Source organism: Mesorhizobium sp. M1342, from assembly GCF_040317955.1.
Classification (GTDB): Bacteria; Pseudomonadota; Alphaproteobacteria; order Rhizobiales; family Rhizobiaceae; genus Mesorhizobium.
Genome location: NZ_JAMYLI010000050.1, coordinates 1 through 24,988, shown reverse-complemented (window position 1 = coordinate 24,988; position 24,988 = coordinate 1). Strand labels below are relative to the sequence as shown.

General features: G+C 62.1%; 22 protein-coding genes and 1 pseudogene. 15 read left to right on the top strand and 8 right to left on the bottom strand.

The window, feature by feature from the left end; all coding sequences use genetic code 11:
* Positions 1–118: 118 nt before the first annotated feature.
* Positions 119–1,192 (bottom strand): diguanylate cyclase, encoded by a 1,074-nt coding sequence (locus NKH06_RS31195; protein WP_352775673.1) that lies wholly within the window; start codon positions 1,190–1,192, stop codon positions 119–121.
* A gap of 408 nt (positions 1,193–1,600) precedes the next feature.
* Between NKH06_RS31195 and NKH06_RS31190 the strand changes: the two genes are divergently transcribed.
* From NKH06_RS31190 to NKH06_RS31180, 3 genes are all read left to right on the top strand, one after another.
* Positions 1,601–2,017 carry a GFA family protein gene (locus tag NKH06_RS31190; protein ID WP_023810559.1) on the top strand — a complete coding sequence of 139 codons (417 nt, stop codon included), beginning with the start codon at positions 1,601–1,603 and terminating at the stop codon, positions 2,015–2,017.
* An 81-nt stretch (positions 2,018–2,098) separates the two neighbouring features.
* Positions 2,099–2,458 carry a diacylglycerol kinase gene (locus NKH06_RS31185; protein ID WP_352775670.1) on the top strand — a complete coding sequence of 120 codons (360 nt, stop codon included), beginning with the start codon at positions 2,099–2,101 and terminating at the stop codon, positions 2,456–2,458.
* A 40-nt stretch (positions 2,459–2,498) separates the two neighbouring features.
* Positions 2,499–3,086, top strand: a complete 588-nt coding sequence (locus NKH06_RS31180; protein WP_352799261.1) for a hemerythrin domain-containing protein — start codon at positions 2,499–2,501, stop codon at positions 3,084–3,086.
* 3 nt (positions 3,087–3,089) lie between these two features.
* Here NKH06_RS31180 and NKH06_RS31175 read toward each other — a convergent pair whose 3' ends face one another.
* Positions 3,090–3,677, bottom strand: coding sequence for a DedA family protein (locus NKH06_RS31175; protein ID WP_023810563.1), 588 nt, complete (start codon positions 3,675–3,677; stop codon positions 3,090–3,092).
* A complete protein-coding gene (locus NKH06_RS31170) occupies positions 3,674–4,237 on the bottom strand; it encodes a DUF1003 domain-containing protein (protein ID WP_023810564.1) in 564 nt (187 codons plus the stop codon). Before NKH06_RS31170 ends, NKH06_RS31175 begins: the two co-directional genes overlap by 4 nt.
* A gap of 92 nt (positions 4,238–4,329) precedes the next feature.
* On the opposite strand from NKH06_RS31170, the gene NKH06_RS31165 reads away from it, so the two are divergent.
* From NKH06_RS31165 to gltX, 6 genes are all read left to right on the top strand, one after another.
* Positions 4,330–5,046, top strand: a complete 717-nt coding sequence (locus tag NKH06_RS31165) for a DNA-3-methyladenine glycosylase I (protein ID WP_023810565.1) — start codon at positions 4,330–4,332, stop codon at positions 5,044–5,046.
* 128 nt (positions 5,047–5,174) lie between these two features.
* Positions 5,175–6,851, top strand: coding sequence for an NAD+ synthase (locus tag NKH06_RS31160; protein WP_352895034.1), 1,677 nt, complete (start codon positions 5,175–5,177; stop codon positions 6,849–6,851).
* A 37-nt stretch (positions 6,852–6,888) separates the two neighbouring features.
* Entirely contained in the window at positions 6,889–7,326 is a 438-nt protein-coding gene (locus NKH06_RS31155) for a GNAT family N-acetyltransferase (protein WP_352895038.1), read from the top strand.
* A 348-nt stretch (positions 7,327–7,674) separates the two neighbouring features.
* Positions 7,675–9,480: an ABC transporter ATP-binding protein gene (locus NKH06_RS31150; RefSeq protein WP_352895033.1), complete on the top strand. Its 1,806-nt coding sequence runs from the start codon at positions 7,675–7,677 to the stop codon at positions 9,478–9,480.
* Positions 9,481–9,711: 231 nt separating this feature from the next.
* Positions 9,712–10,917 (top strand): hypothetical protein, encoded by a 1,206-nt coding sequence (locus NKH06_RS31145; protein WP_352673666.1) that lies wholly within the window; start codon positions 9,712–9,714, stop codon positions 10,915–10,917.
* 331 nt (positions 10,918–11,248) lie between these two features.
* Positions 11,249–12,622: a glutamate--tRNA ligase gene (gene gltX, locus NKH06_RS31140; protein WP_352775667.1), complete on the top strand. Its 1,374-nt coding sequence runs from the start codon at positions 11,249–11,251 to the stop codon at positions 12,620–12,622.
* Here the strand turns inward: gltX and NKH06_RS31135 are convergent.
* From NKH06_RS31135 to NKH06_RS31125, 3 genes are all read right to left on the bottom strand, one after another.
* Positions 12,540–13,748, bottom strand: coding sequence for a DUF2865 domain-containing protein (locus tag NKH06_RS31135; RefSeq protein WP_352775665.1), 1,209 nt, complete (start codon positions 13,746–13,748; stop codon positions 12,540–12,542). The genes gltX and NKH06_RS31135 overlap by 83 nt on opposite strands.
* 90 nt (positions 13,749–13,838) lie before the next feature.
* Positions 13,839–16,163, bottom strand: a complete 2,325-nt coding sequence (locus NKH06_RS31130) for an NADP-dependent malic enzyme (RefSeq protein ID WP_352775663.1) — start codon at positions 16,161–16,163, stop codon at positions 13,839–13,841.
* A 177-nt stretch (positions 16,164–16,340) separates the two neighbouring features.
* Positions 16,341–17,120 (bottom strand): SDR family oxidoreductase, encoded by a 780-nt coding sequence (locus tag NKH06_RS31125; protein ID WP_023810574.1) that lies wholly within the window; start codon positions 17,118–17,120, stop codon positions 16,341–16,343.
* Positions 17,121–17,238: 118 nt separating this feature from the next.
* On the opposite strand from NKH06_RS31125, the gene NKH06_RS31120 reads away from it, so the two are divergent.
* The gene (locus NKH06_RS31120; RefSeq protein ID WP_023810575.1) at positions 17,239–18,054 is read left to right on the top strand and encodes a UDP-2,3-diacylglucosamine diphosphatase; all 816 of its coding nucleotides are present in this window, start codon (positions 17,239–17,241) and stop codon (positions 18,052–18,054) included.
* A 124-nt stretch (positions 18,055–18,178) separates the two neighbouring features.
* Positions 18,179–19,393, top strand: a complete 1,215-nt coding sequence (locus NKH06_RS31115) for an MFS transporter (RefSeq protein WP_023810576.1) — start codon at positions 18,179–18,181, stop codon at positions 19,391–19,393.
* Here NKH06_RS31115 and dgcA read toward each other — a convergent pair.
* A complete protein-coding gene (dgcA, locus tag NKH06_RS31110; RefSeq protein WP_023810577.1) occupies positions 19,364–20,347 on the bottom strand; it encodes an N-acetyl-D-Glu racemase DgcA in 984 nt (327 codons plus the stop codon). The genes NKH06_RS31115 and dgcA overlap by 30 nt on opposite strands.
* 76 nt (positions 20,348–20,423) lie before the next feature.
* Between dgcA and NKH06_RS31105 the strand changes: the two genes are divergently transcribed.
* The 4 genes from NKH06_RS31105 to NKH06_RS31090 all read left to right on the top strand — a co-directional run bounded on the left by NKH06_RS31105 (position 20,424) and on the right by NKH06_RS31090 (position 24,510).
* Positions 20,424–21,611 (top strand): MlaE family ABC transporter permease, encoded by a 1,188-nt coding sequence (locus tag NKH06_RS31105; protein ID WP_023810578.1) that lies wholly within the window; start codon positions 20,424–20,426, stop codon positions 21,609–21,611.
* A 1-nt stretch (position 21,612) separates the two neighbouring features.
* On the top strand, positions 21,613–22,434 hold the full coding sequence (locus tag NKH06_RS31100; RefSeq protein ID WP_128303560.1) for an ABC transporter ATP-binding protein: 822 nt from the start codon (positions 21,613–21,615) through the stop codon (positions 22,432–22,434).
* Positions 22,435–22,448: 14 nt separating this feature from the next.
* Complete coding sequence (locus NKH06_RS31095; RefSeq protein WP_352612804.1) at positions 22,449–23,822, top strand: MlaD family protein; 1,374 nt, start codon at positions 22,449–22,451, stop codon at positions 23,820–23,822.
* A 79-nt stretch (positions 23,823–23,901) separates the two neighbouring features.
* Entirely contained in the window at positions 23,902–24,510 is a 609-nt protein-coding gene (locus NKH06_RS31090) for an ABC-type transport auxiliary lipoprotein family protein (RefSeq protein WP_502895168.1), read from the top strand.
* A 51-nt stretch (positions 24,511–24,561) separates the two neighbouring features.
* Here the strand turns inward: NKH06_RS31090 and NKH06_RS31085 are convergent.
* Positions 24,562–24,912 (bottom strand): annotated as a pseudogene (locus NKH06_RS31085) (3'-5' exonuclease family protein); the annotation flags it as partial.
* Positions 24,913–24,988: the final 76 nt, after the last annotated feature.

The following is a 24,988-nucleotide window of genomic DNA, read 5'->3' as shown; positions in this document are numbered from 1 at the left end:
CTCGTCGAAACCATCGAGGCAGCCGAATGCAAGAACTACTTCGAAAACGCAGGCTACGCTTCCGTCAAAATATGAAACGCTCTAGTCCAGTGTTCCCGGCACCAGCGGGCAGGGACTGTCAGTCCTTCTTGTAGAGCAGCCAGCTCTTGCCGGCCCGGGGGCCTGCCATCGTCGAGTGCCTGGTGACGCGGTTGCGGCCGCTGACCTTCGAGCGATAGAGCGCCCGGTCGGCCTTGGTGTAGAGATCTTCGGGTCCTTCGGCTTCGGACGCCATGCAGATACCCATCGAGACGGTAACGGTGCCGTAATTCGTACCGGTCTGGCTGCTGGTGAACGGCGTCTGCGCGATCAGGGCACGAATACGCTCCGCGACGTCATAGGTGGCGTTCTCGCTGGCGCCCTCGATGATCAGCGCGAACTCCTCGCCGCCGGTGCGGGCGACGAACATGTCGCCGCGAATGCTGGTCTGGAAAATATCGGCGATGCTCTGGATGATCTTGTCGCCGACCGGGTGGCCATAGCGGTCGTTGATATCCTTGAAGCGGTCGATGTCGACAAGAACCAGGGCGTTGAACAGGATACCCCTGTTGCTGTTGTAGATCCTGGTGATCTCCTTGTCGAAGGCGCGCCGATTCCAGATATGGGTCAACGGATCGGTGTCGGCCAGCCGCTTATACTCCTCAAGCTTCGACTTGACGCTCTCGAGTTCGGCCGTCTTGTCGCTGAGCGTCGAGGCCACCTGCCGGCCGTGATCGATCGTCGAATTGGTGGCAACCGCCATGGCGTTGGCGATCTTCTGCAGGAGATCCTGAGAGAGAAGGCTGCGGCCGCTGAGGCCGCTCGATGTCTCATCGAGGATCCTGCCGTATTTCTCGATGTGGCTGCGCTCGCTCCGCAGCAACGAAGCAACCTCCTCGAGCTCCCTGGCGATGACGTCTCTGGCATGCTCGACGATGCCCGGACCATGGTTGTGGGCAAAGAAAGTGCGCCCGATCTGGTCCAGTTCATCTTGTGTCGGCCGGCTGCTCAGCGAAACGACGGCGAGGCTGAGTTCGCGATTGGTGCCGCTCAGCGCCTCGTAGAAAATCTCGTAGTTGCGCGGCAGGCTGAGCACGCCCAGCTGGCGCATTGTGGCAACGACACTGGCCGCGATGTCGGTGCTTCGTTCGGTCGGAAGAGCTGCCGGCTGCATTTTTGATTCTTCCCCTCGGATTCCGCTGTAGAATTCGCGGGTTCCCTTTGTCGCCGACCTGGGGAATGCGACCGACTCCAGAACAACTTGCAAAGGGATGCGTCCCCACCCACGACCTTCGCTTGCCATGACCATAAATGCGCCAGCGCTAAAGTTTCCTTAATTTGCCGAGATTCCACAGTTTTTCTCTACCTGCGGCTGTAAAAGCTTAAATTTGCGCACCCAATAATCGAAAACGACGCCAGTTTGGTGGCTTTGAATCCGAAATTCGCGCATCGCGCTCTTGAAAATGAAACCGAATTTCGGGTTCACCACGCCAGTACATGTCGCATTTGCTTGCGTGTGGTCGTCGCAAAGCTGGAATCCTGACGACGATGCTGAGGCAGAGTTTTCCTCGAGGAGGTCGAAATGAGCGACAATCACACGGGATCGTGTCTGTGCGGAGCGGTTCGCTTCAAAACGCACGGAGCGCTGCGTGGCGTCGTCTATTGTCATTGCTCGCAATGCCGCAAGCAGAGCGGACATTTCTATGCCGCGACCAATGTTGCCAACGCCGACATTGTGATCGAGGGCACGGAAAGTATCACCTGGTACGAAGCCTCTACCTTCGCCAGGCGTGGGTTCTGCAAGGCATGCGGATCGGTGCTGTTCTGGAAGCCGCGAGACCAGGACTACGTTTCAGTCATGGCGGGATCGTTCGACAAGCCGACAGGTCTTGAGGGGGAATGCCATATCTTCGTCGGTGACAAGGGTGACTACTATTCGATCGACGACGGGCTGCCGCAGTTTGAAAAGTCGACACCGTCCATACCGGTTGCTGAATGAATCTTGGACAAGTCACCTTATTCCATTGATCTGGCCAGCCATTGCATTATCCCGTGCCGGTGATTCGCAAAGGGGTTTGGCATGCAGCGGCTGATCGATGCTTATTTCAATTCGGTGCGGGCGTTTCGCAAGCTGGCCACCAGCGAGAAGGCTTTCCAGCAGGAGCTGATGCTGCTGGCGCTTGCCTTGCCGCTCGGCTGGTTCGTTTCGATCTCGTGGCGCGGTTATGCTTTGCTGATCGGCGCCGTGCTGCTCTTGATCATGGTCGAAGTGCTGAACACCGGCATCGAGGCGGCATGCGACGCTTTCAGCCGCGAGTTCAATGTCGATATCCAGTTGGCCAAGGATTGCGGTTCGCTGGCGGTGCTGATTTCGGTGCTCATCGTCGCCGGCGTCTGGGGTATCGCCATTATCGAGCGGATGACGGGACTACCGATCTAGCCTTTCGATGCCTACATGCCAGTCACCAAAGGAGACTGTCATGTCCGAAGCCACGAGCTTTCTGCTTCTTGAGCGTGCTGGCCTGCCAGACGATCTGCGCTGGCTCGTCGAAAAATACCCGCGTGAAAACTGGCAGGACCATGCCAACATCCATGGCATCGCCAATATGTGGCTGCAGCGGCACGACATGTTCCGCGAACTTGGCGGCATGCTGGCCAACGGTATTGGGGACTACCGTGAGGGACGGCTGACGGCGCCTGATTTCGCGCGCTGGTTCGCGCCGCGCCTCGATCATTTTCTTGGGCATCTCGACGGTCACCACAATGTCGAGGATTATCAATATTTTCCGGTCCTCGCCAAGGCCGAGCCCCGTTTGAAGCGCGGCTTCGAGATTCTCGATGCCGACCATCACACCATTCATGAAGGGCTGGAGCGCAATGCCGAGGCGGCCAACGCGTTCATCAAGACGCTTCAGGAGAGCGAAGACAGACAGCGCTTCGCCGCCGACGCCTATGCCGACGAAAACAGCCGGCTGATCGCCATGCTGACAAGGCATCTTGCCGACGAGGAAGACCTGATCATCCCGCTTATCCTCGATCGGGGGGATCAGGCGCTCGGCGTGGATTGACGATCAGCCCTCCCTGGCGCGTTCCTTCCTGGCGATGTGACGGGCGACGAGCCATGCCAGAACGGCCACGGTCAGGCCGATGCCAAGCCCGATCAGCAACCGTTCGTGATGCATCAACGCCTGGCCGATGACGTGCTCGGCTCCCAGTCCAAAGACATAACCGATCGTGCCGAACAGTACCGCCCAGACCGCCGATGAAAGCGCGTTGAGGATGACGAAGCGCGGCGCGGCAATGTTGGAAAGCCCGGCTGCAATGCCGCCGACGAGGCGCATGCCGTAGATATAGCGGTTGGACAGCACGAAAATGTCGGGATGGGTGTTGAGCAGCCGAAAGGCGCGGCGGAAGCCGGGCCGTTTGCGCAATCTGACGACATAGGGATGGTCGGCGAAGCTTCGTCCGAGGATGAAGAAGAAAGTATCGCCGACGAAGGCGCCGAGCGCGGCCGCAAGAACCGCGTGCCACAGGACGAAGACCTGCTGGTGGGCGAAGAAGCCGCCAAGGATGGCGGCACTTTCGCCCTCCGCGACGCAACCGATAAAGACCGCGAGCAGCCCGTATTGTTCGATGAAATGATGGATTGCGTCGGTCATGAAGCCGACTGCTGCGAAGACAGCCTTTCGTCGATCCGCTTGACCATTTCGGTCAGCTGCACGATCTCGTCGCGCATACCGAGAATCTGGCCGTGGCGCAGTTCATCCAGCTTTTCATGCAGCGCCATGATCTCGATCTCGGCTTTCAGGTTGACCTCGTAATCGTGGGCGGCGTCGATGCGGTCGCGTTCGGTCTGGCGGTTCTGCGCCATCATGATCACCGGCGCCTGCAAGGCGGCGACCATCGACAGAACGAGATTGAGGAAGATGAACGGGTAGGGATCGAAGGCGTCACGCGACAGCAGCCAGACATTGCCTGATGTCCACAGGATCAGAAAGGCGATGAAGGTCAGGATGAAGGACCATGACCCACCGATGCGGGCGATCGTGTCGGCGAGCCGGTCGCCGAAGGTCTGGTGGAAGGCGACGGCCTTGTTGGTGTCGCGCGAGATGGTGGTCCGTTCGAGCGTCGATTGCAGCACCCGGCTTTCGAGCTGGCTGAGGCCGTCCGGCCGCCGCTTGAGCCAGCGGTTCGCCAGGTCGTCGATCGTCTTGTTCATGGCCATCTCCAGGGTCTTTGGCTTGCCGTAAGAGGTAGAGGCTGCCGGCTCACACGGGAAGTGTTAGATTGATTCCAGTTGCCGAGGGACCAATGGCCGATTTCAAGAAAATTCGCGCACGCGCCGCAAAACGCAAGGGCGGCGAAGAGGAACTTACGTCGCTGCTGGGTCCGGCGCCTGACAATGCCGCCGTGGCTGACATCGCCGATGACCGCATTCTCTCTGTTATGGCCGAACGCGTCTTCGCCGCTGGTTTCGTCTGGCGCGTCATCGAGCAGAAATGGCCGGGCTTCGAGGAGGCGTTTCTGCGCTTCGAGCCGAAGCGGCTGTTGTTCCAGCCCGATGATTTCTGGCACGATCTGACGGCGGACCAGCGCATCGTGCGCAACCCGCAGAAGATCAGATCCGTGCGCGACAACGCTGCCTTCGTCGAGCGCGTGTCGAAGGAATATGGCGGTTTCGGCCAATTCCTCGCCAACTGGCCGGCTGACGACCAGGTCGGGCTGATGGCCTGGCTCGGCAAGCATGGCAGCCGGCTGGGCGGCAATACGGGCCAGTATTTCCTGCGCTGGCTGGGTTGGGATGCGTTCGTCATCTCGGGCGATATGGCCGCGGCGTTGCGCGACGCCGGCCTAGACATCGCCGAAAGCCCGACTTCGAAGAAGGACCTGGACAAGATCCAGAGGCAAATCAACCAATGGGCAGCGGAGACGCATCTGCCGCGCCGGCATATTTCACGCATCCTGGCGATGTCGATCGGCGAGAACCATTCGCCGCAAGCGCTGCGCGAATATATGGGCGACGACTGATACCTGGTCGTATCGCCACGATTGAAGTACGTTGATCGGTCCGTACACGGTTGACGTATGTCATCGGTCCGAATTGGTCCAAACGAACGCCATTGCCCGGGCAATTTTGCCGCGCTAAGTCAGCAGGCATGACCAAGAAGCTCGACATCCTGCGCATCGCCGTCGCCCAGCTCAATCCGACTGTCGGCGACATATCAGGCAATCTCGCCAAGGCCCGCGAGGCGAGGGCGGATGCCGCACGTCAAGGCGCCGATCTCGTGCTCTATACCGAGCTTTTCCTCGCCGGCTATCCGCCGGAGGATCTGGTGCTGAAGCCGGCCTTTTTGAAAGCCTGCGAAAAGGCGGCACAGGATTTTGCCGCCGACACCGCGGATGGAGGTCCCGGCGTCATCATCGGCACGCCGTTGAAGCGCAAGAGCGGCACGCACAATTCGATCGTCTTCGCCGATGGCGGCAAGATCATCGCGGAACGTTACAAGCTCGATCTGCCTAACTACGGCGAGTTCGACGAGAAGCGCGTCTTCCAGGCCGGACCCGAGATCCAGGGGCCGGTCAATTTCCGCGGCGTGCGCATCGGAGTTCCGATCTGCGAGGACATCTGGGGCGATGTCGATATCTGCGAGTCGCTGGCCGAAAGCGGGGCGGAAATCCTGCTGGTGCCGAACGGCTCGCCCTACTACCGCGCCAAGATCGATGTCCGCCACCAGGTCGTCATCCGCCAGGTCATCGAATGCGGGCTGCCGATGATCTATGCCAACCAGCTTGGCGGCCAGGACGAGCTGATCTTCGACGGCGCCTCGTTTGCCATTGGCGCCGACAAGACGCTTGCCTTCCAGATGAGCCAGTTCGAGGAAACGGTCGACGTCACTACATGGAAACGCCAGGGCGATCACTGGGTCTGTTCCGAAGGGCCGATGTCGAAAATTCCGGACCGGGAGGAGGCCGACTATCGCGCCTGCATGCTAGGCCTGCGGGACTACGTCAACAAGAACGGCTTCAAGAATGTGGTGCTTGGTCTGTCCGGCGGCATCGATTCGGCGATCTGCGCGGCGCTCGCCGTCGATGCGCTCGGCGAGGAACGCCTGCGCGCGGTGATGATGCCCTACCGCTACACCTCGAAGGACTCGCTGAAAGATGCCGAGGATTGCGCCCGGGCGCTCGGCTGCCGCTACGACATCGTGCCGATCTTCGAGCCGGTCGAAGGGTTTCTGCACGCGCTGACGCAGATGTTCGAAGGCACCAAGGAAGGCATCACCGAAGAGAATCTGCAGAGCCGCGCGCGCGGCACCATCCTGATGGCGATCTCCAACAAGTTCGGCTCGATGGTCGTCACCACCGGCAACAAGAGCGAGATGTCGGTCGGCTACGCTACGCTCTATGGCGACATGAATGGCGGCTTCAATCCGATCAAGGATCTCTACAAGATGCAGGTCTACGCGCTGTCGCGCTGGCGCAACAGCCACGTGCCGCCGGGCGCGCTTGGCCCCTCGGGCGAGGTGATCCCGAAAAACATCATCGACAAGGCGCCATCGGCGGAATTGCGCGAGAACCAGACCGACCAGGATTCGCTGCCGCCCTATCCGGTGCTGGACGATATTCTCGAATGCCTGGTTGAGAACGAGATGGGTGTCGACGATATCGTCGCGCGCGGCCATGACCGGGCGACAGCGACGCGCATCGAGCACCTGCTCTACATCGCAGAATACAAGCGACGGCAGGCGGCGCCGGGCGTGAAGATCACCAAAAAGAATTTTGGCCGCGACCGCCGCTATCCCATCACCAATCGTTTCAGGGATCGCAGCTAAGTACCGAAAGCGCGCGGCGGTGCGGCCGGAGACAGCCATGCCCGATTGTGAAATCAGCTTCGACATGTCACGGATCGATTTCCGTGCGACATCGGACCTGTTGATGGCAAGCTATTGGGGCGCCGGACGCACTGACGAAGTCCATCGCCGCGCCTTTGCCAATTCACTGTGCGTCAGTGCCTATGTCGATGGCAAGCAAGTCGGCTTCGGCCGCGCGATCACCGACCGCACGGTATTCGCCTATCTCGCCGATATCATCGTCTGGCCGGAGAACCGCGGGCAGGGCATAGGCAGCCGGCTCGTCCAGGCCCTGATCGACCATCCGGAGGTCAGGACCGTTTTCCATTGGAGCCTGTCGACCAGCGATGCCCATGGCATGTATGAAAAGCTCGGGTTCAAGCCATCAACCGATGGCCGCTACATGCGCTTCGATCGCGTTTCTGAATGCGGCTTGCCCGCCATTGTTGCAAAATAATCGCAGTGGTTGGACCAGATACGCTTTTGGCGTCAGCCCGTCTTGGCGATGCATCGGAGCGTCTCTATAAGGACCCCTCCGCAATTGTCTTGCGGGAGGTCCGAATGGCAGTATTTCACATGGTAATGTGAGGCCGCGAAGCCTAGGTCTCATCCGGCGCTCAGCGAAGGTTTGCCCTTCGTGCTGATGCCGGATCGAGCACAGGCTTATGCCGATGCCGGTCGCCGCCCGATTATGGGCGAGACGCCAAATATGCCACTCCGCTTTCCGGGCACTCATTGGCCCCTTGCGCGGCTTCTTCAATTTTCGACCTACTGGGATCGGGCTCGTTTGTGCCCGAATGACATCATGGCTCGTTTTAAGATCGATTTGCGCGCGAGCGCCTTTCGCAGCGTTCTTGGCTTCACGCTCACCCATTGGCGGCGCCAGCCCTGGCGGCTCTCGCTCATCATGGGCAGCTTCCTGCTGTCGACGCTGGCCGATGTGCTGACGCCGCTCTACTCCGGCCGGCTGGTCGACGCCGTCGCCAGCAGCGCCGGCGCCGACGCGATTGCCTGGAATGCCGCGATGACGGCGTTCTCGATGCTGATGGCGTTGGCGCTGGCCGGCGTCGTCTTGCGCAATCTTGCGTTCATGGGGATCGTCGAGTTGACGTTGAAGATGATGGCCGACATCGCCGCCGATGCTTTCCATCGCGTCCAGCGCTTTTCCACCGACTGGCATGCCAACAGCTTTGCCGGTTCGACCGTTCGCAAGGTGACGCGCGGCATGTGGGCGCTCGACCTGCTCAACGACACCATCCTCATCGCGCTGCTGCCGTCGGTCGTCATGCTGGTCGGCTCGACGTTGCTGCTCGGCTGGTTCTGGCCGTTGATGGGTGCGGTCGTTGCTGCCGGTTCGGTGCTGTTCATCACGGTGACGGCGCTGCTGTCGCTTGGCTATGTCGCGCCGGCGGCAAGGCTCGCCAACACCTGGGATACCCGCCTCGGCGGCTCGCTGGCCGACGCGGTCAGCTGCAACGCCGTCGTCAAGGGCTTTGGCGCCGAGGAGCGCGAAGAACGCCGACTGGCCAAGGTCGTCGCCAAATGGCGTGCGCGCACACGGCGCACCTGGGTGCGCGGTACCATCAACGGCACCACGCAAGGGGTGCTGCTGCTGGTCATGCGCGCCGCGGTGATCGGCCTGGCGCTGATGCTGTGGTCGTGGGGGCAGGCGAGCGCCGGCGACGTTGCCTTCGTGCTGACCTCGCTTTTCGTGCTGCAGGGCTATCTCAGGGATATCGGCACGCATATCCGCAATCTGCAGCGCTCCATCAACGATATGGAAGAGCTGGTCGATTTCCAGTCCGAACCGCTCGGCATCGAGGACCGGCCAGGTGCCGAGCCGATCCGGATCACCGAAGGACGGATCAGCTTTGACAACGTCACCTTTCACTATGGCCATCACCGATCGGCGCTTTACCGCGACTTTTCGGTCGATATCGCGCCGGGTGAGCGCGTCGGGCTGGTCGGCCATTCGGGGTCGGGCAAGACCACCTTCGTCAAGCTTATCCAGCGGCTCTATGACGTGAATGCGGGGCAAATCCTGGTCGACGGCCAGGACATCTCGCAGGTGGCGCAAGCCTCGTTGCGCGGGCAGATCGCCATCGTTCAGCAGGAGCCGATCCTGTTCCACCGGTCGCTGGCCGAAAACATCGCCTATGCCAGGCCGAGTGCGACGCAGGAGGAGATCGAGCATGCCGCGAAGCTGGCGAGTGCGCATGACTTCATCACCAACCTGCCGAAGGGCTACGGCACGCTGGTCGGCGAGCGCGGCGTGAAACTGTCGGGCGGCGAGCGTCAGCGCGTGGCGATCGCGCGCGCCTTTCTTGCCGATGCTCGCATCCTGATCCTTGACGAGGCGACATCGAGCCTCGATTCGGAATCGGAGGTTCTGATTCAGCAGGCGATGGAGCGGCTGATGGTCGGCCGCACGACGCTGGTCATCGCGCACCGGCTTTCGACGGTGCGGGCGCTGGACCGGCTGCTGGTCTTCGATCGCGGCAACATCGTCGAGGAAGGCTCGCATGACGAACTGATCCGGCTGAAAGGCGGCATCTGCCGTCGCCTGTTCGAACGCCAGGCGTTGGAACTGACCAAGGGACTTGTGAGCTGAATTGAGGCGGCCTGCAGCTTCGGCCGGAGGCCGCCTCTGTCCGGCACGGTCAGCCCAGCGGGCTGGACCAGGGCATGCGATCGCAGGGCCGCGGCCAACCCGCCGATCAGCGCCGTGATGCTGGCCGACTTGATTTGCCTGTGAAGTCCTGTCCGGATAGTAAGTCTTGAGACCTCTGTTCATCATACCGACCGAGATACGTTGTTTCTACCATTGGTTGATATATATCCGATGGAGAGCAACCTACGGACGTTCTTCACGATGCATCTTTCTGCGAATGCCGAGGAAAAGTTGGCTGCGCCGTCAGTGCTGGAATCTCAGCATGGCTCGGTTCGTCCGCTCGCTGCCGAAGATCTCGAGCGCGTCGCCGCACTCTTCCTGACGAAGTTTCGCCGGCGGCGGCGTCACCTCCTAGATCGCGCAATCGCCGAGACGGCCGCGTATATGAGAGAGATTTATCTCGACCCTGCCGGCCACTCCGGTGAAAGCAACGCTCTTGTCCAGATCAACCGGCAGGGTCGTCTGGGTGGATTCCTCGGCGTTCTGAAAGCCCGCTACGAGCTCAATGGAGCGCCATTGAATGCGGCGATCATCGGGCCGCTCATGGCCGACCCCGGCACCGATGACGGCTCGGCCGGACCCCAATTGCTGCGTGCCTTGCATCAAGGCGAATTCGATCTGCAACTGACCGATTCGGCCAACCGGACATCCTTGGCCTTCGCGCGCCCGATGAAGTACCAACTCCTTCCGGTGCATTGTCTGGGATGGACATATGTTTTCCGGCCGGCGGCGATGGCCGCCTCCGCACTGCACCGTAAATGGCCTGGCCTGCCTCGCCTTGTACTCGATCCATGCGCGAGAGCATTCGATGCTCTCGCAAAGAAAAGGTTCGAGCCCCCCGTCCTCCATTCATCGTCGCATCGCACCCATCGTGAGCCGATGGATGCCGTGCAATTTGCCGAGAACCTGCCGACCCTCCTGTCTGGCTACGCTCTTCGGCCGAGTTGGAAGGATGGGGAATTGCCACGGCTGCTTGCGCTGGCGGCCGAGAAGCGGGCCGACGGCCCCCTTCATTTCGGTGGGACCTACGACGAAACGGGCAAAATGCTCGGTTGTTATGCCTTCTACGGTCAAGCCGGCGACATGGCGAACCTGTTGCAAATCCAGGCATCCGGATCGCACTGGGGCGCGACTCTGGATGCGCTTGTCGCCGCCGCATGGGAGATGGGCTGCGTGGGTATCACCGGACAGACGCAGACCAGATTCATACCTCAACTCTTTGGCTACAAGAATGTCTTCTTCCGCTATGCCGGGGGAACGATGGTCCGCTCGCGGATCGCCGAGGTCACGGAAGCGGTCCGCTCCGGCGACATCTTTATCGGTGGATTGGTGGGCGACCGCTGGACCCGCCTCAGTTCCGATGATTTCGGCCGCTGATCGCCTTCAACCGGCAGGATTGCGAACTCGGGTAACGGGTTCCTTCGCCGGCGCGTAGGCTGACGGAGCATTAAACGAAAAAACCGCCTGTGCGGCGGGTCACTGGCGCAAATCAGAACCATACCCAAATATGTACCATAGCTGAGGGCACCGAGTCAAGAAAAAATTCCTATCGTGAAAAGCTGCCGGCACAAAATGGGCACCGCCGGCCTGGGCGCCGTCGGAGGCGTCCACCGTCCGGTCTTTTCATTCCAGCCGCCATGTTCTATGTCTGCCGGCCAGCGCGGGGGCGCGTCTTGTCAACCACAAAAGCATCCGGTACGCCCCGTTCATGACAGTTACCGTTCGTTTCGCCCCGTCGCCGACCGGCCGCATTCACATCGGCAATGCGCGCACGGCTCTGTTCAACTGGCTGTTCGCCATGAACAACAAGGGCCGATTCATCCAGCGCTTCGACGACACCGACATTGCGCGCTCGAAGCAGGAGTTTTCCGACGCCATCCTCTACGACCTGCATTGGTTGGGCATTTTTCCCGACGCCACCGAGTACCAGTCGCGGCGCTTCGAAATCTATGACGCCGCGGTCGAGAGGTTGAAGGCGGCAGGCGTTCTCTATGCCTGCTATGAAACGCCGGAGGAACTCGATCTCAGGCGCAAGGTGCGCCGCACGCGCGGCCTGCCGCCGGTCTATGGCCGCGAGGCGTTGACCCTGACGCACGAGCAGATCGCCGAATACCAGGCCGATGGCCGCCAGCCGCACTGGCGGTTTCTCCTCCCCAATTTCTCAGGCGATCCACAACAGCCGGAACGCACCGAAATCCACTGGAACGACCTGGTGCGCGGCGAGGAAACCGTCGATCTGGCCTCGCTTTCCGATCCGGTCCTGATACGCGAGGACGGCACCTATCTCTACACGCTGCCTTCTGTCGTCGACGACATCGAGATGGGCGTCAGCCATATCATCCGGGGCGACGACCACGTCACCAACACCGGCGTGCAGATCGCCCTGTTCCAGGCGCTGGCTGCCGAGCCGCCACTGTTCGGCCACCATAATCTCCTGACCACCGCATCGGGCGAGGGCTTGTCGAAGCGCACCGGCGCACTCTCCATCGAGAGCCTGCGCGAGGACGGCATCGAGCCGATGGCCGTCACATCATTGGCCGTCCTGGTAGGCACTTCGGAGAATGTCGCGGCGGTGCCGACGATGGGCGAACTCGCCGAACGCTTCGATCCGGCGGCGACATCGAAATCCGCCGCCAAGTTCGATCCGGACGAGCTGTTCGTGCTCAACCGGTCGCTGCTGCACCACATGCCGTTCGCCGAGGCACAAGACCGTCTGATCGTGCTCGGCGTCTCCGGCGATCAGGCCGAACCGTTCTGGCTGGCGGTGCGCGGCAATCTCGACAGGCTGGCCGATGCGGTCAACTGGTGGCGTATCCTGCGTGAAGGACCGCAGGAGAAGCCGGAATTTTCCGATGACGACCGCGATTTCCTTCGACAGGCCTTCGATCTGCTGCCGGAGGAACCTTGGACCGCGACGATCTGGAAGGACTGGACGGGCAACATCAGGGAAGCGACCGGCCGCAAGGGCAAGGCGTTGTTCATGCCGCTCAGAACAGCCCTTACCGGACTGCCTTCGGGGCCGGAGCTTGCAGATCTATTGCCGCTGATGGGTCGGGAAGGAACGTTGGCCCGACGACCCTGACCTTCCGCTGTTCCGGCGGCAAGGCTGATATCGGCGACGTCACCGGCTTGGCGGAAACCCGCTTGATCGTCTCGCGGTCGAGCCCGCCTTCCTGATTGGCCAGCGTTTCGGGATCGGCACCTGGATCCGGTTTGGAGATCGGCACCGGAATGAACGGTGCGGAGTCCGTCTCGGGTTGCAACTGTTCCGGATTCGGCGGATTGCCGGCGATGATCTGAAAACCCTGCGCGGCGGCGTTGCAGCCGCAAGCCGGCGGCCGCGATATATCGGGCTGCTTGTAGAGATAGGCGGTCGGCAATTCGCTGTAGGGCCGGCCGGTGACAGATGACGTCATTGAGGCCGAATCGTCGCCCATGCCGCGCGAGTAGAAAACCTGCATTTCGGTGCCGGGGCAGCTCGATTCGCAATTCTTCTGGTCACGTTCGAAATCGCCAGCCGAGGCTGAGTTCGACATCGGGAAGAAGTAGCCGTCGCAGGTGCGCACACAGGAGGTGTGGAACTCACCGCCGACGCTCGGAAAATCGGGTATGCCGGGCTGGTTGAGCACCCGGCGGACATTGCGCTCCTCGCCTGGATCGCCGGGCGGGCTAGGCTCATCAAGCATATCGAGTTGCTGGCTGTTGCCGCCAAAAAGCTGATTGAACAGGTTTGCGCTGCCGCCGTCGCGGTTGGCTTCCTGCAAAGGCGTCCGCCGAGGCGCTACGATGTCGTCGCGGCAGCCCTTGGCGTCAAGCGCCGCCAGGATGCGTCCGCGGTCGCGGCGAGAGCCGCCGCCAGCCAGCCGCTCGCGCTTGTTCTGCAAGGCGTCGAGATTGGCATTCATGCGGTCGATCGTGGCGTTTAGCCCGGCGCATTGATTGAGGTTGCGGCCAAACAGCGAAAAACCGCACCCGGCCCGGCTCGCCTGGCTGCGAGCCTTCGAAATCTGCTCATGTTGCCTGGCAATTGCGGAATCGTATTTCCGGACTAGCGCCGGACCGCCGCCGCGCGAGGACGCGGCTAGATCGGCTTCCAGCTGGCGGCAGACCCGCGAAGCAGCCTGTGGCTCGGCCACCCCCCAGGTTGCGGACAACAGGAGGCCAAGCAGCACGGCAGCATGCGCCTGCTTCCACCCTCCGCTTGCCATCCGCCCAAACTCCGCCTGCCAAATCCCGACTGTTAGCCCCGCAAGGCTACCGTGTTCGCGGTTAACTGCAGTTTACCGCGAAATCCGTGTTCAGCCCAGATTGACGACCGCCTGTGCCTTGTGGGCGGCTTCGACCACGGCAAGCGCCGTCATGTTGACAACGCCGCGCGAGGTGACCGACGGCGTCAATATGTGCGCCGGCATGTCGGTGCCGAGCAGGATCGGCCCGACGTGTAGCGCATCCGTCATGGTTCTGAGCGCCGTCAGCGTGATGTTGGCCGAATCGAGGTTGGGGAACACCAGCAAATTGGCTTCGCCCTTCAGCCTCGAATGGGGATACACGCGCTGGCGCAGGTGCTCCGACAGAGCAGTGTCCGCATGCATCTCGCCATCGCATTCAAGGTCAGGCGCGATGCGCGCCAGGATCGCCGCTGCTTGCCGCATCTTCAGGGCACTGGGCGAATCGCGCGAGCCGAAATCGGAATGCGACAAGAGCGCTGCCTTAGGCTCGATGCCGAAGCGCTGGATTTCTTCCGCCGCCAGCACGGTCATTTCGGCGATTTCTTCCGCCGTCGGGTCGACGGAGACGTGGGTGTCGGTCAGGAAGATGATGCCGCGCTGCGAGATCAGCATGGAAAGCGTCGACAGGTCGTGGTCCTTGATGCCGGCGCGGGGGCCGATGATCAAGGTGACGTTGCGCAGGTGCCGCTCGAAGCGTCCTTCTAGTCCACAGACCATGGCGTCGGCATCGCCGCGTTTCAGCGCAAGTGCTGCGATCACCGTGTTGTCGGTGCGGACCATGGTGCGCGCGGCTTCCGTCGTGACGCCACGCCGGCCGGCGAGTTCGATCAAAAGGTCGACATAATGGCGATAGCGCGGATCGTCTTCCGGGTTGATCAGGCCGAAATCGACACCGGGCTTGATGCGCAAGCCGTAGCGCTTCAGGCGCACCTCGATGACGTGCGGGCGGCCGATCAGGATCGGCTCGGCGATGCCTTCTTCGAGCACCACCTGGGCGGCGCGCAACACGCGCTCATCCTCGCCGTCGGCATAGATGACGCGCTTGGCGGTCGACGCCTTGGCGGAGGAGAACACCGGCTTCATCACCAGGCCGGAGCGGAAGACGAAGCGGTTCAGCTTGTCGATATAGGCGGCGAAGTCGGTGATCGGCCTTGTCGCGACGCCGGTGTCGCAGGCTGCCTTGGCGACCGCGGGCGCTATGCGCAGGATCAGGCGCGGATCGAACGGCGAAGGAATCAGGAATTCAGGGCCGAAGATCGGCGTCTCGCCGGAATAGGCGCGGGCAGCGACGTCCGAAGGTTCCTCGCGGGCAAGGGCTGCGATGGCGCGGACCGCCGCCATCTTCATCTCCTCGTTGATAGCGCTGGCACCACAGTCGAGCGCGCCGCGAAAAATGTAAGGAAAACAAAGTACGTTGTTGACCTGATTGGGAAAATCGGAACGGCCTGTGCAGATCATCGCATCGGGGCGGGCGGCGCGTGCCGCCTCCGGCATGATCTCCGGATTGGGGTTGGCCAGCGCCAGGATCAGCGGCTTCGGTGCCATGTGCTGGAGCAGTTCCGGCTTCAGCACGCCTGCCGCCGACAAGCCGAGGAAGACATCGGCGCCCGATATGACGTCGGCCAGCGTGCGCGCCTCGGTGTCCTTCACATAAGGGTCTTTCCAGCGGTCCATCTCGTCGGTCCGCCCTTTGTAGGCAACGCCGAAACGGTCGGTGACCCAGATGTTTTCGACCTTGGCGCCGAGCGAGACCAGCAGGTTGAGACAAGCAAGGGCGGCAGCCCCGGCGCCGGAGGTGACGATCTTGATTTCAGATATGGTTTTTCCGGCGAATTCCAGCCCGTTGAGCACGGCGGCGGCGACGATGATGGCGGTGCCGTGCTGGTCGTCGTGAAACACCGGTATCTTCATGCGCGCCTTCAGCTGTTCCTCGACCTCGAAGCATTCCGGTGCCTTGATGTCCTCGAGGTTGATGCCGCCGAAGGTCGGCTCCAGCGCCGAGATCGTCTCGACCATGCGCTCAATACCGGGCGCGTCGATCTCTATGTCGAAGACATCGATGCCGGCGAACTTCTTGAACAGGACGGCCTTGCCTTCCATGACCGGTTTGGAGGCCAGCGGGCCGATATTGCCGAGGCCGAGAACGGCCGATCCGTTGGTGACGACGCCGACCAGATTGGCGCGCGCGGTATAATCGGCGGCGGTCGCCGGGTCGTCGCGGATTTCCAGGCAAGGGGCGGCGACGCCAGGCGAATAGGCGAGCGCGAGGTCGCGCTGATTGCCGAGCGGCTTGGTCGCCTGTATCTCGAGTTTTCCCGGCCTTGGGTGCTTGTGGAAGTAGAGGGCGGCTTCGTCGAGGTCCGAACGTGCCGTCTTTTTGCTCTCGCCTTCCATGCGGCCGCTCCCTCGAATTCTGGCTGGAGATTCCCTTTTAGCATGCAGCCGTGGTTTTTCGCGACGCTAATTGACGCGCCGAGAGCTTTACCCGGCGGCGCGTCGAAAGCCACAATTAATCAGATGCTTATCTTGATTTTCTGACAGACGATTCCTGCAGTTTCACGGACAAGTTGATCAGAATGCGCTGACGTAGAGACCACCATCGACCGGTATGTTCTGCCCGGTCAGATAGCCGGCATGGACCGAGCACAGGAAGGCGCAGATCTGGCCGAATTCCTCCGGCGTACCGAGCCGCTTGGCCGGAACGTCGGCGCTGATGCGGGTCTTGCGCGCGGCTGCGGCCTCAGGGCTTTCGACACTGCCGGCTTCATGCGGGCCGCGCAGCCGGTCGGTGTCGAGCTTGCCCGGCAAAAGACTGTTGATGGTCACGTTGCGGTCGATCACCGTTCTGGCCACGCCGGCAAGAAACGAGGTCAGGCCGGCGCGCGCGCCGGACGAGAGATCAAGGCCGGGAATGGGCACATAGACCGACAGCGAGGTGATGTTGACGATGCGGCCGAAGCCGCGCGCCGCCATGCCGTCGAGGACAGCCTGGACCAGCTCGATCGGCGTCACCATGTTCTGGGTAACGCCTTCGAGGATCTTTTCGCGATCAAGCGTACGGAAATCGCGAAGCGGCGGGCCGCCATTGTTGTTGACGAGGATGTCCGGCTCGGGGCAAGCTGCGAGCAGCGCCTTCTGCACCTCCGGCTTCGAAACGTCGCCAACGACTTCCGTCACCGTGACGCCATAGCGCTCGCGCAACTCAGCGGCGGTTTTCGCCACCAGTTCGGCGTTGCGCCCGTTGACCACGACATCGCAGCCGGCCTCGGCCAGCGCCATGGCGCAACCGAGCCCAAGTCCCTTGCTCGAAGCGCAGACGATGGCCTTCTTTCCGCGGATACCAAGATCCATGACGATTTCTCCTGTGATTTGGCCGGCAGGCTAGTCCTTCGGCTGGACCAATCGCAACCGTCATACGGTTGTTGCATGAATCGGGGCATAGGCTCGCGAAAGCAACGGTGAAATCGCGATGTCCGGCCAAGAGCCCCGCACTTTCCGCAGCATGTTCATTTCCGACGTCCATCTGGGCTCGAAGGCGGCCAAGGCCGAGTTCCTGATCGATTTCCTTCGATATCACGATGCCGATATCATCTATCTGGTGGGCGACATCGTCGACGGCTGGCGGCTGCGACGGAGCTGGCATTGGCCGCAAAGCCACAATGACGTCGTGCAGAAACTGCTGCGCAAGGCGCGCAAGGGCGCCAACATCACCTACATCGCTGGCAACCATGACGAGTTCGCCCGCCAGTTCCAGGGCGTGCATTTCGGCGGCATCGTCGTCGCCGACAGCGCCATCCACGAGACCGCCGACGGCAAGCGCCTGCTCGTCATCCATGGCGACCAGTTCGACACCGTCGTCCACAATGCGCGCTGGCTCGCCTATCTCGGCGACCATGCCTATGACGCGGCCATGCTGGTCAATCGCGTGGTGACGCGGCTGCGGCAACTGCTCGGCCTGCCGTATTGGTCGTTTTCGTCCTGGGCCAAGCACAACGTCAAGAAGGCGGTGAACTTCATCGGCTCGTTCCAGACCATGCTTGCGGACGAGGCGCGCCGCTCGCATGTCGACGGCGTCATCTGCGGCCACATCCATCATGCCGTCATCGAGAATTTTGGCGATGTCCAGTACATCAACACCGGCGACTGGGTGGAAAGTTGTACGGCCGTGGTCGAGCATTTTGACGGCCGCATGGAAATTCTGACCTGGGCGCAGGTGCTGCCCGAAGCGCCGGACGAGCCCTTTATCCCGTTGCTCATCGAAGATCGGGTAGGGCAGGCGGCATAGTCCGAAGTCTTTTCGGGCTTCGGAATCAATCAATTAGTCCAACCGGTTTCGTCCGGTTTTCGTCCATGTTAAGGGATCGACACGCGTTGCCGTCCGGTCGAATACAGCGCGATTGGATCGATTCATGGCCCTGCCGCAGCTCTCGTCCGAACAACTCGTCAAGCCGCGCCATTTCGAACTGCGCATGAGCCTGATCTTCGCGACGCTGTACGTGCCGCTCGGAACGCATTTGCCTTATTTTCCACTGTGGCTGCAGGCCAAGGGTTTTCACGCCGAGCAGATCGCCGTCATTCTGGCGGCGCCGATGTTCCTGCGCGTGGTGACGACGCCGTTACTGACCGCGCTGGCCGACCGTGCCAGGGACCGCGCCGATGTCTATGTCGCGCTGATGGCTGCATCACTGCTCTTGTCGGCAGGCTATTTCCTGCCGCCGACCTATGCGATGGTGCTGGCGGTCTCATTGGCGCTGACCATTGTCTGGACGCCGCATTCGCCGATCGCCGATTCGCTGGCGCTTTCGGGTGTCCGCCGCTTCGGTTCGAACTACACAAGCATGCGCAAATGGGGCTCGATCTCCTATCTCTGCGCCAATGTCGCCGGCGGCTTCATTCTGTCGGCAACCGGTTCGCAGGCCGTTCCGGTTGTCATTCTGGCGGCGTTTGCCGCGGCCCTTGCCGCCGGCCTGCTGGCGCCGCGTCTAGGCCGTCCGCGGCGCGCCTCACCGCTGTCGGCCGCCGACATCCAGCATTCGGCGCCGAAGCTTCTCAACCCGTATTTCCTGTATTTTTCCGTCGGCGTCGGCGTCATCACCGCCAGCCACGCATTCCTCTACGGTTTCGTCTCCATCTATTGGAAATCGATCGGCATCAGTGATTCGGTTGTCGGTCTCTTATGGGCTTGGGGTGTGGTGTCGGAAGTCTGCATGTTCATGATGTTCACCCGCTTTTTTGACCGGTTCTCCGTCGTGTCGATCATGGTGATGGCGGGGATCGGCTCCATCGTGCGCTGGATCGCCTTTCCGCTGGTCTGGCCGCTCGGCCTCGGCATTCCCGGTTTCTTCGGTGTCCAGTCGCTGCACTCGGTCTCGGTGGCGCTTGGGCTGATCGGCCTGCAGAAGATGATCGGCGAAACCGTCTCCGAGGAGCGGACAGGTGCCGCGCAAGGCATTGCCTATTTCTCCAACGGCTTCTTCATGGCGGTGGTGACGCTGGCGTCCGGCCCGCTCTACGACCGTCTCGGCGTGGACGGCTTCTTTGCCATGATCCCGATCGCCTTGATCGGGCTGGTGCTCATCGGGCTTGCTGCGCGCTCAGCCCCACAGCGCCACATCGGGCGGTGACACCAGCGATCCCTGGTAGATAAGGCCCGGTACCCGGTCGCGGGCAAGCAGCAGCGGACCGTCGAGGTCGACGAAATCGGCATGCTGGGCAAGCAGCACCGCTGGCGCCATCGCCAGTGACGTGCCGACCATGCAGCCGACCATCACGCCGAAACCGAGTTCGCGGGCGCGATCGCGCAGCACCAGTGCCGCAGTCAGGCCTCCCGACTTGTCGAGCTTGATGTTGACGGCATCGTAGAGACCGACAAGCGCTTCGAGATTCTCAGCCTCATGCACGCTTTCATCGGCGCAGATCGGCACGGGATGGGCGATATGGCGCAGGATCTCGTCACGACCGGCCGGCAGCGGCTGTTCGATCAGCGCGATGCCTTGTTCGGCGGCAAAGGCGAGGTTCGCAACGATGTTGTCGTCGCTCCAGCCCTCATTGGCGTCGAGGATGATGCGGCTGTCTGGCGCTGCCTGCCTGACCGCGCGGATGCGGGCAATGTCGTTGTCGCCACCGATCTTGACCTTGAGCAGCGGCCGCGCGGCATTGGCGCGGGCCTGCGCCGCCATCGCCTCCGGCTCGCCCAGCGACAGCGTGTAGGCGGTTTCGAGCGCCTGCAAGGGAAGAGCACCTATCGCGACTGCTACCGAGGTTCCGCTGAGCTTTGCCTCCAGATCCCACAGGGCGCAGTCTATGGCGTTGCGGGCGGCTCCGGCCGGCATAGCATCGAGCAAGGCTGTCCGGCTGATGCCAGCGGCGATTCGGCCGCGCATGGCCTCGATCGCGTCGCGCACGCCCTCCATGGTCTCGCCATAGCGCTTGTAGGGGACACATTCGCCGCGGCCGAAGTGGCCGCCGTCGCCGATCGTGCAGGAGATCACCTCGGCTTCGGTCTTGGAACCGCGCGAAATGGTGAAGGTTCCGGCGATGGGAAAACGCTCGGCCTCGACCGAAATGACACGCGCCATATTTTTCTGCTCCTGCTATGCGACAACCGTTGTCGGCAAATCGACAGGTCAGACCCGTCAGGCTAAACAGGACGCCATGTTGACCATCGGCAAGCGCGACGCAAGCGGCACGACCGCAGGGGAGGCTGACCACGAACCGCGCGTGGCGATCGGCGAGGAGGATGGCGTTCTTGGCTGCGCTTTCTCCGGAATCTGGACCACAAGGACCGTCGCGCTCATCGACGCCGACATGCGCAAGATCGAAAAGCGAAGCGGCTTCAAAACCTTGGCGCTCGATGTTTCCAAGATCGAGAAGATGGACACCGCCGGCGCCTGGCTGATCGACCGGCTGGTCAGCGCCTTCGAGAAGAAGGGCGTCGAGATCCAGATGCAAGGCCAGAGCGAGATCGCTTCGATCCTGCTCGAAGCTGTCGGCGAGGCCGTGCGGCGCGAACCCGAATCCGGCCCGGCGCGACCGCCCAACATCGTCATTCGCGCGCTGGAGGCGGTTGGCCGCCGGGTCTACGAGATGCGCGACGATTTTCTCGCCTCGATGAACATCCTCGGCGCCACCATCCGTGGCGCGCAGATGAAGCTCGGCCGTGGCCATGCCGTCAACCCGGCGGCGATTTTCAACCAGATCGACCGCATGGGCGTCGGCGCCATTCCGGTGGTGGTGCTGATGTCGGCGATCGTCGGCGCCATCGTTGCCCAGCAAGGCGCCTATCAGCTCAGCTATTTCGGCGCCGATATCTTCGTCGTCGATCTGGTCGGCGTGCTGATCCTGCGCGAGCTTGGCGTGCTGATGACGGCGATCATGATCGCCGGCCGCTCCGGCAGTGCGATCACCGCCGAGATCGGCTCGATGAAGATGCGCGAGGAGGTCGACGCGCTGAAGGTCATCGGGCTCAACCCGATCGGCGTCCTGGTCTTTCCGCGGCTCGTGGCGCTGGTCATCGCCTTGCCGTGCCTGACCATCATCGCCAATTTCGCCGCACTCGGCGGCGGCATACTGGCTGCCTGGCTCTATTCCGACATCCCGCCCGCCGCCTTCATCGACCGGCTGCGCGTCGCCATCGATCTCAGCACCATCTTTGCCGGCCTGATCAAGGCGCCGTTCATGGCCATGATCATCGGCACGATTGCCTCGGTCGAAGGCATGAAGGTCGGCGGCAGCGCCGAATCGCTCGGCCAGCATGTTACCGCTTCGGTTGTGAAGTCGATCTTCGTCGTCATCATCCTCGACGGACTTTTCGCCATGTTCTACGCAGCGATCGAGTTCTGAGATGAAGCTGCGAAACAGGAAAAGGGCAGGCGCATTGGCTGAGGACGCGGGTGAGGGCGACATCGTGCTATCCGCGCATGACATCAGCGTGTCCTTCGCCGACAAGCTTATCCTCGACAGACTGTCGCTCGACATAAGGCGCGGCGAAATCCTTGGATTTGTCGGCGCCTCGGGTGCTGGTAAATCCGTTCTGCTGCGCACCATTCTCGGCCTGACGCGCAAGCAGTCGGGTACGATCAAGCTGTTCGGCGTCGATATCGAGAAAGCTGATGATGCGGAGCGTCTGCGCATCGACATGCGGCTTGGCGTGCTGTTCCAGCACGGCGCGCTGTTCTCGGCGCTGACAGTGCTGGAAAACGTCCAGGTGCCGATGCGCGAATATCTCGACCTGCCGCGAAAGCTGATGGACGAACTGGCGATGCTCAAGATCGAGCTGGTCGGGCTGCCGCCCGATGCAGCGCAGAAATTCCCGTCCGAACTGTCCGGCGGCATGATCAAGCGCGCCGCGCTGGCCCGGGCGCTCGCGCTCGATCCCGACATCGTCTTCCTCGACGAGCCGACATCGGGCCTCGATCCGATCAGCGCGGCGGAGTTCGACGAGCTGGTGGTCAAGCTGCGCGATACGATGGATCTGACCGTCTACATGGTGACGCACGATCTCGACACGCTGTTCACCGCTTGCGACCGGGTGGCCGTGCTCGGCAAGAAAAAAGTGCTGGTCGAAGGCACCATCGGCGACATGCTGAAGAGCGAGGAACCGTGGGTAAAGTCCTATTTCCGCGGAAAACGCGCCCGGCAACTTGATCTTGCGGCGCGCGCATAGCCATAAGTGGGACAATGGAAACCAGAGCCAACTACGTCATTGTCGGCATCTTCACGCTGGCCGCGATCCTGGCGGCGTTTGCCTTCGTCTACTGGACGGCGGCCATCGGCGACAAGGGCGAGACGACGTTGCTGCGCGTGCGCATTCCGGGCTCTGCGTCCGGGCTTGGCCGCGGCAGTTTCGTGCTGTTCAACGGGGTCAAGGTCGGCGACGTCAAGCGCGTCTATATCGACGTCGACAATCCGACGGTTGCCATCGCCGATACCGAGATCGACCGCATGACGCCGATCACCAAATCGACGCAAGCCGATATCGGGCTTGCCGGCCTGACCGGGCAGGCCAACATCGAGCTCAAGGGCGCCGACCCCAAGGAAGTGAAACTCCTCGACCAGGCGGAAAAGGAAGGCAAGGTCGCCGAGATCGTCGCCAACCCGTCGGCGGTGACCAACCTCTTGCAGACGGCGCAGAATATCTTCACCCGCGCCGACAAGGTGCTGACCGAGCTCGAAGGCTTCACCAGGGACGTTCGCGGGCCGCTGACGCAGACCGTCCAGAATGTCCAGACCTTCTCCGATGCGCTGGCCAAGAATTCGGACGGCATCGACAAGTTCCTGTCCGCCGCCAGCACGCTGGCGGATGAGCTGAAAGGCGTTTCCGGCAAACTCGACGGCACGCTGAAAGCAGCCGAAGGCCTTCTCAACGCCGTCGACAAGGACAAGATCAAGAGCATCGTCGCCAATGTCGACGCGGTAACCGGTAACCTCAAGGAGACGTCGAAACAGCTCGACGGCGTGATCAAGAACGTCGATACGGCCCTGGGGTCGGTCAACGATTTTACCAAACGGACGCAAGGCACGCTGGCCAAGGTCGACAACGTGCTCGACGGTATCGATCCCGCACAAGTGCGCTCGGCGCTCGCCAACATCCAAAAGGCCAGCGAGAGCGCCGACAAGGCCGCCGCCGACATCGCTGAGGTTACCCACAAGTTCGCCAACCGGGCCGACGACATCGACCAGACGATCAAGGATGCAAAGCAGCTCGCGCAACGGCTCAACGATGCCTCGGTGCGCGTCGATGGCATTCTTGCCAAGGTCGATACCTTGCTCGGGTCGGGCCAGGCCGACGGCGTGATGGCGGATGCCAGGGCGACGCTGAAGTCGTTCAAGCAGGTTGCCGACACGCTGAATGCCCGCCTTGGCGTCATCACCGACAATCTGGCGCGCTTCTCGGGACAGGGGCTTTCGAATGTCGAGGCTTTGGTGCAGGACAGCCGCCGTTCGATCAGCCGCATCGAAGAGGCGGTGACCGATCTCAGCCGCAATCCGCAGCGCATCCTTTCGGGTGGCGACGGCGAGGTTCGGCAATTCGATGGCAGGGCGCGGCGTTGACTTCGGCGACGGCGCGCCCCAGAAACATGAGCCGCGAAAGCGGGTCGATCTTACGATCCGGGGACAACGGGGATCGCGCGTGAAGTCTGTGTGGGTGAAAACGGGCGGGTTGACTTCGGCTGCGGCACTGCTTGCCTTGACGTTGGCCGGCTGCGCGGCGTTGGGCGGCAAGCCCGCGCCGCTCGATACGTTCGAGTTGTCGGCGCCTTCGGTCGACGCGCATGGCCACAGCCGCCGGCAGATCCTGATCGCGCAGCCGTCGGCGCTCAAGGCGCTGGACAGCCAGAACATCGTCATCAAGCCGTCGGATCGCTCGATCCAGTATCTCAAGGGCGCGCAATGGGCCGACCGGCTGCCGCTGATCGTGCAGGCGCGGCTGGCCGAGACGTTCCAGCGCTCGGGCAGCTTTGCCGGCGTCGGCAAGCCGGGCGAGGGCCTGGCGATCGACTATCAGGTGATCGTCGAAATCCGGTCCTTCGAGGTGCGCGTCGAAGGCGGCGAGCATGCCGAGGTCGACCTGTTCGTGCGCATCCTGAACGATCGCAACGGCGAGGTCCGTGCCTCCAAGAGCTTCACCGCAGCCGCACCCGTCTCGGGCAGCGGCAATCCTGCCTATGTCAGCGCGCTCGACAAGGCGTTCGGCGACGCCGCCGGGCAGATCGTGAGCTGGACGGATTCGGTGATCTGAGCGCGGGGGCGCCGGAATCCCACAAAGCTTCATCCCCCCAGGCTTCTCTACCTACAAGCGGTCGAAGATTTCCGGGCGGAGCTTTCCGGTCTTCATCAGGTACTGCAGGGTATAGGTGACGGACAGCGCGTCACCGAGCGCGTCGTGCCCCTGCAATGGCGGGTGTTCGACGCCGTAGTAATCGGCGAGCTTGTTGCTCGGCGTTCTCGCCAGATCCTCGATCGGCATTCCGGCCGCGATCAGCAGCTTGACGGCATTGTCAAACCGGGTGGCCGGGACCGGAGGCTGAATGCCCGCGACATAGCAACTGATGGCGATCATGTTCAATTCGTCCTTGCCCCAGGACCAGAATCGCGACCCGTCGGAAAAACGATCGACGTCGGCGAGCGCATCTCCTAGAGCGTTTCATATTTTGACGGAAGCGTAGCCTGCGTTTTCGAAGTAGTTCTTGCATTCGGCTGCCTCGATGGTTTCGACG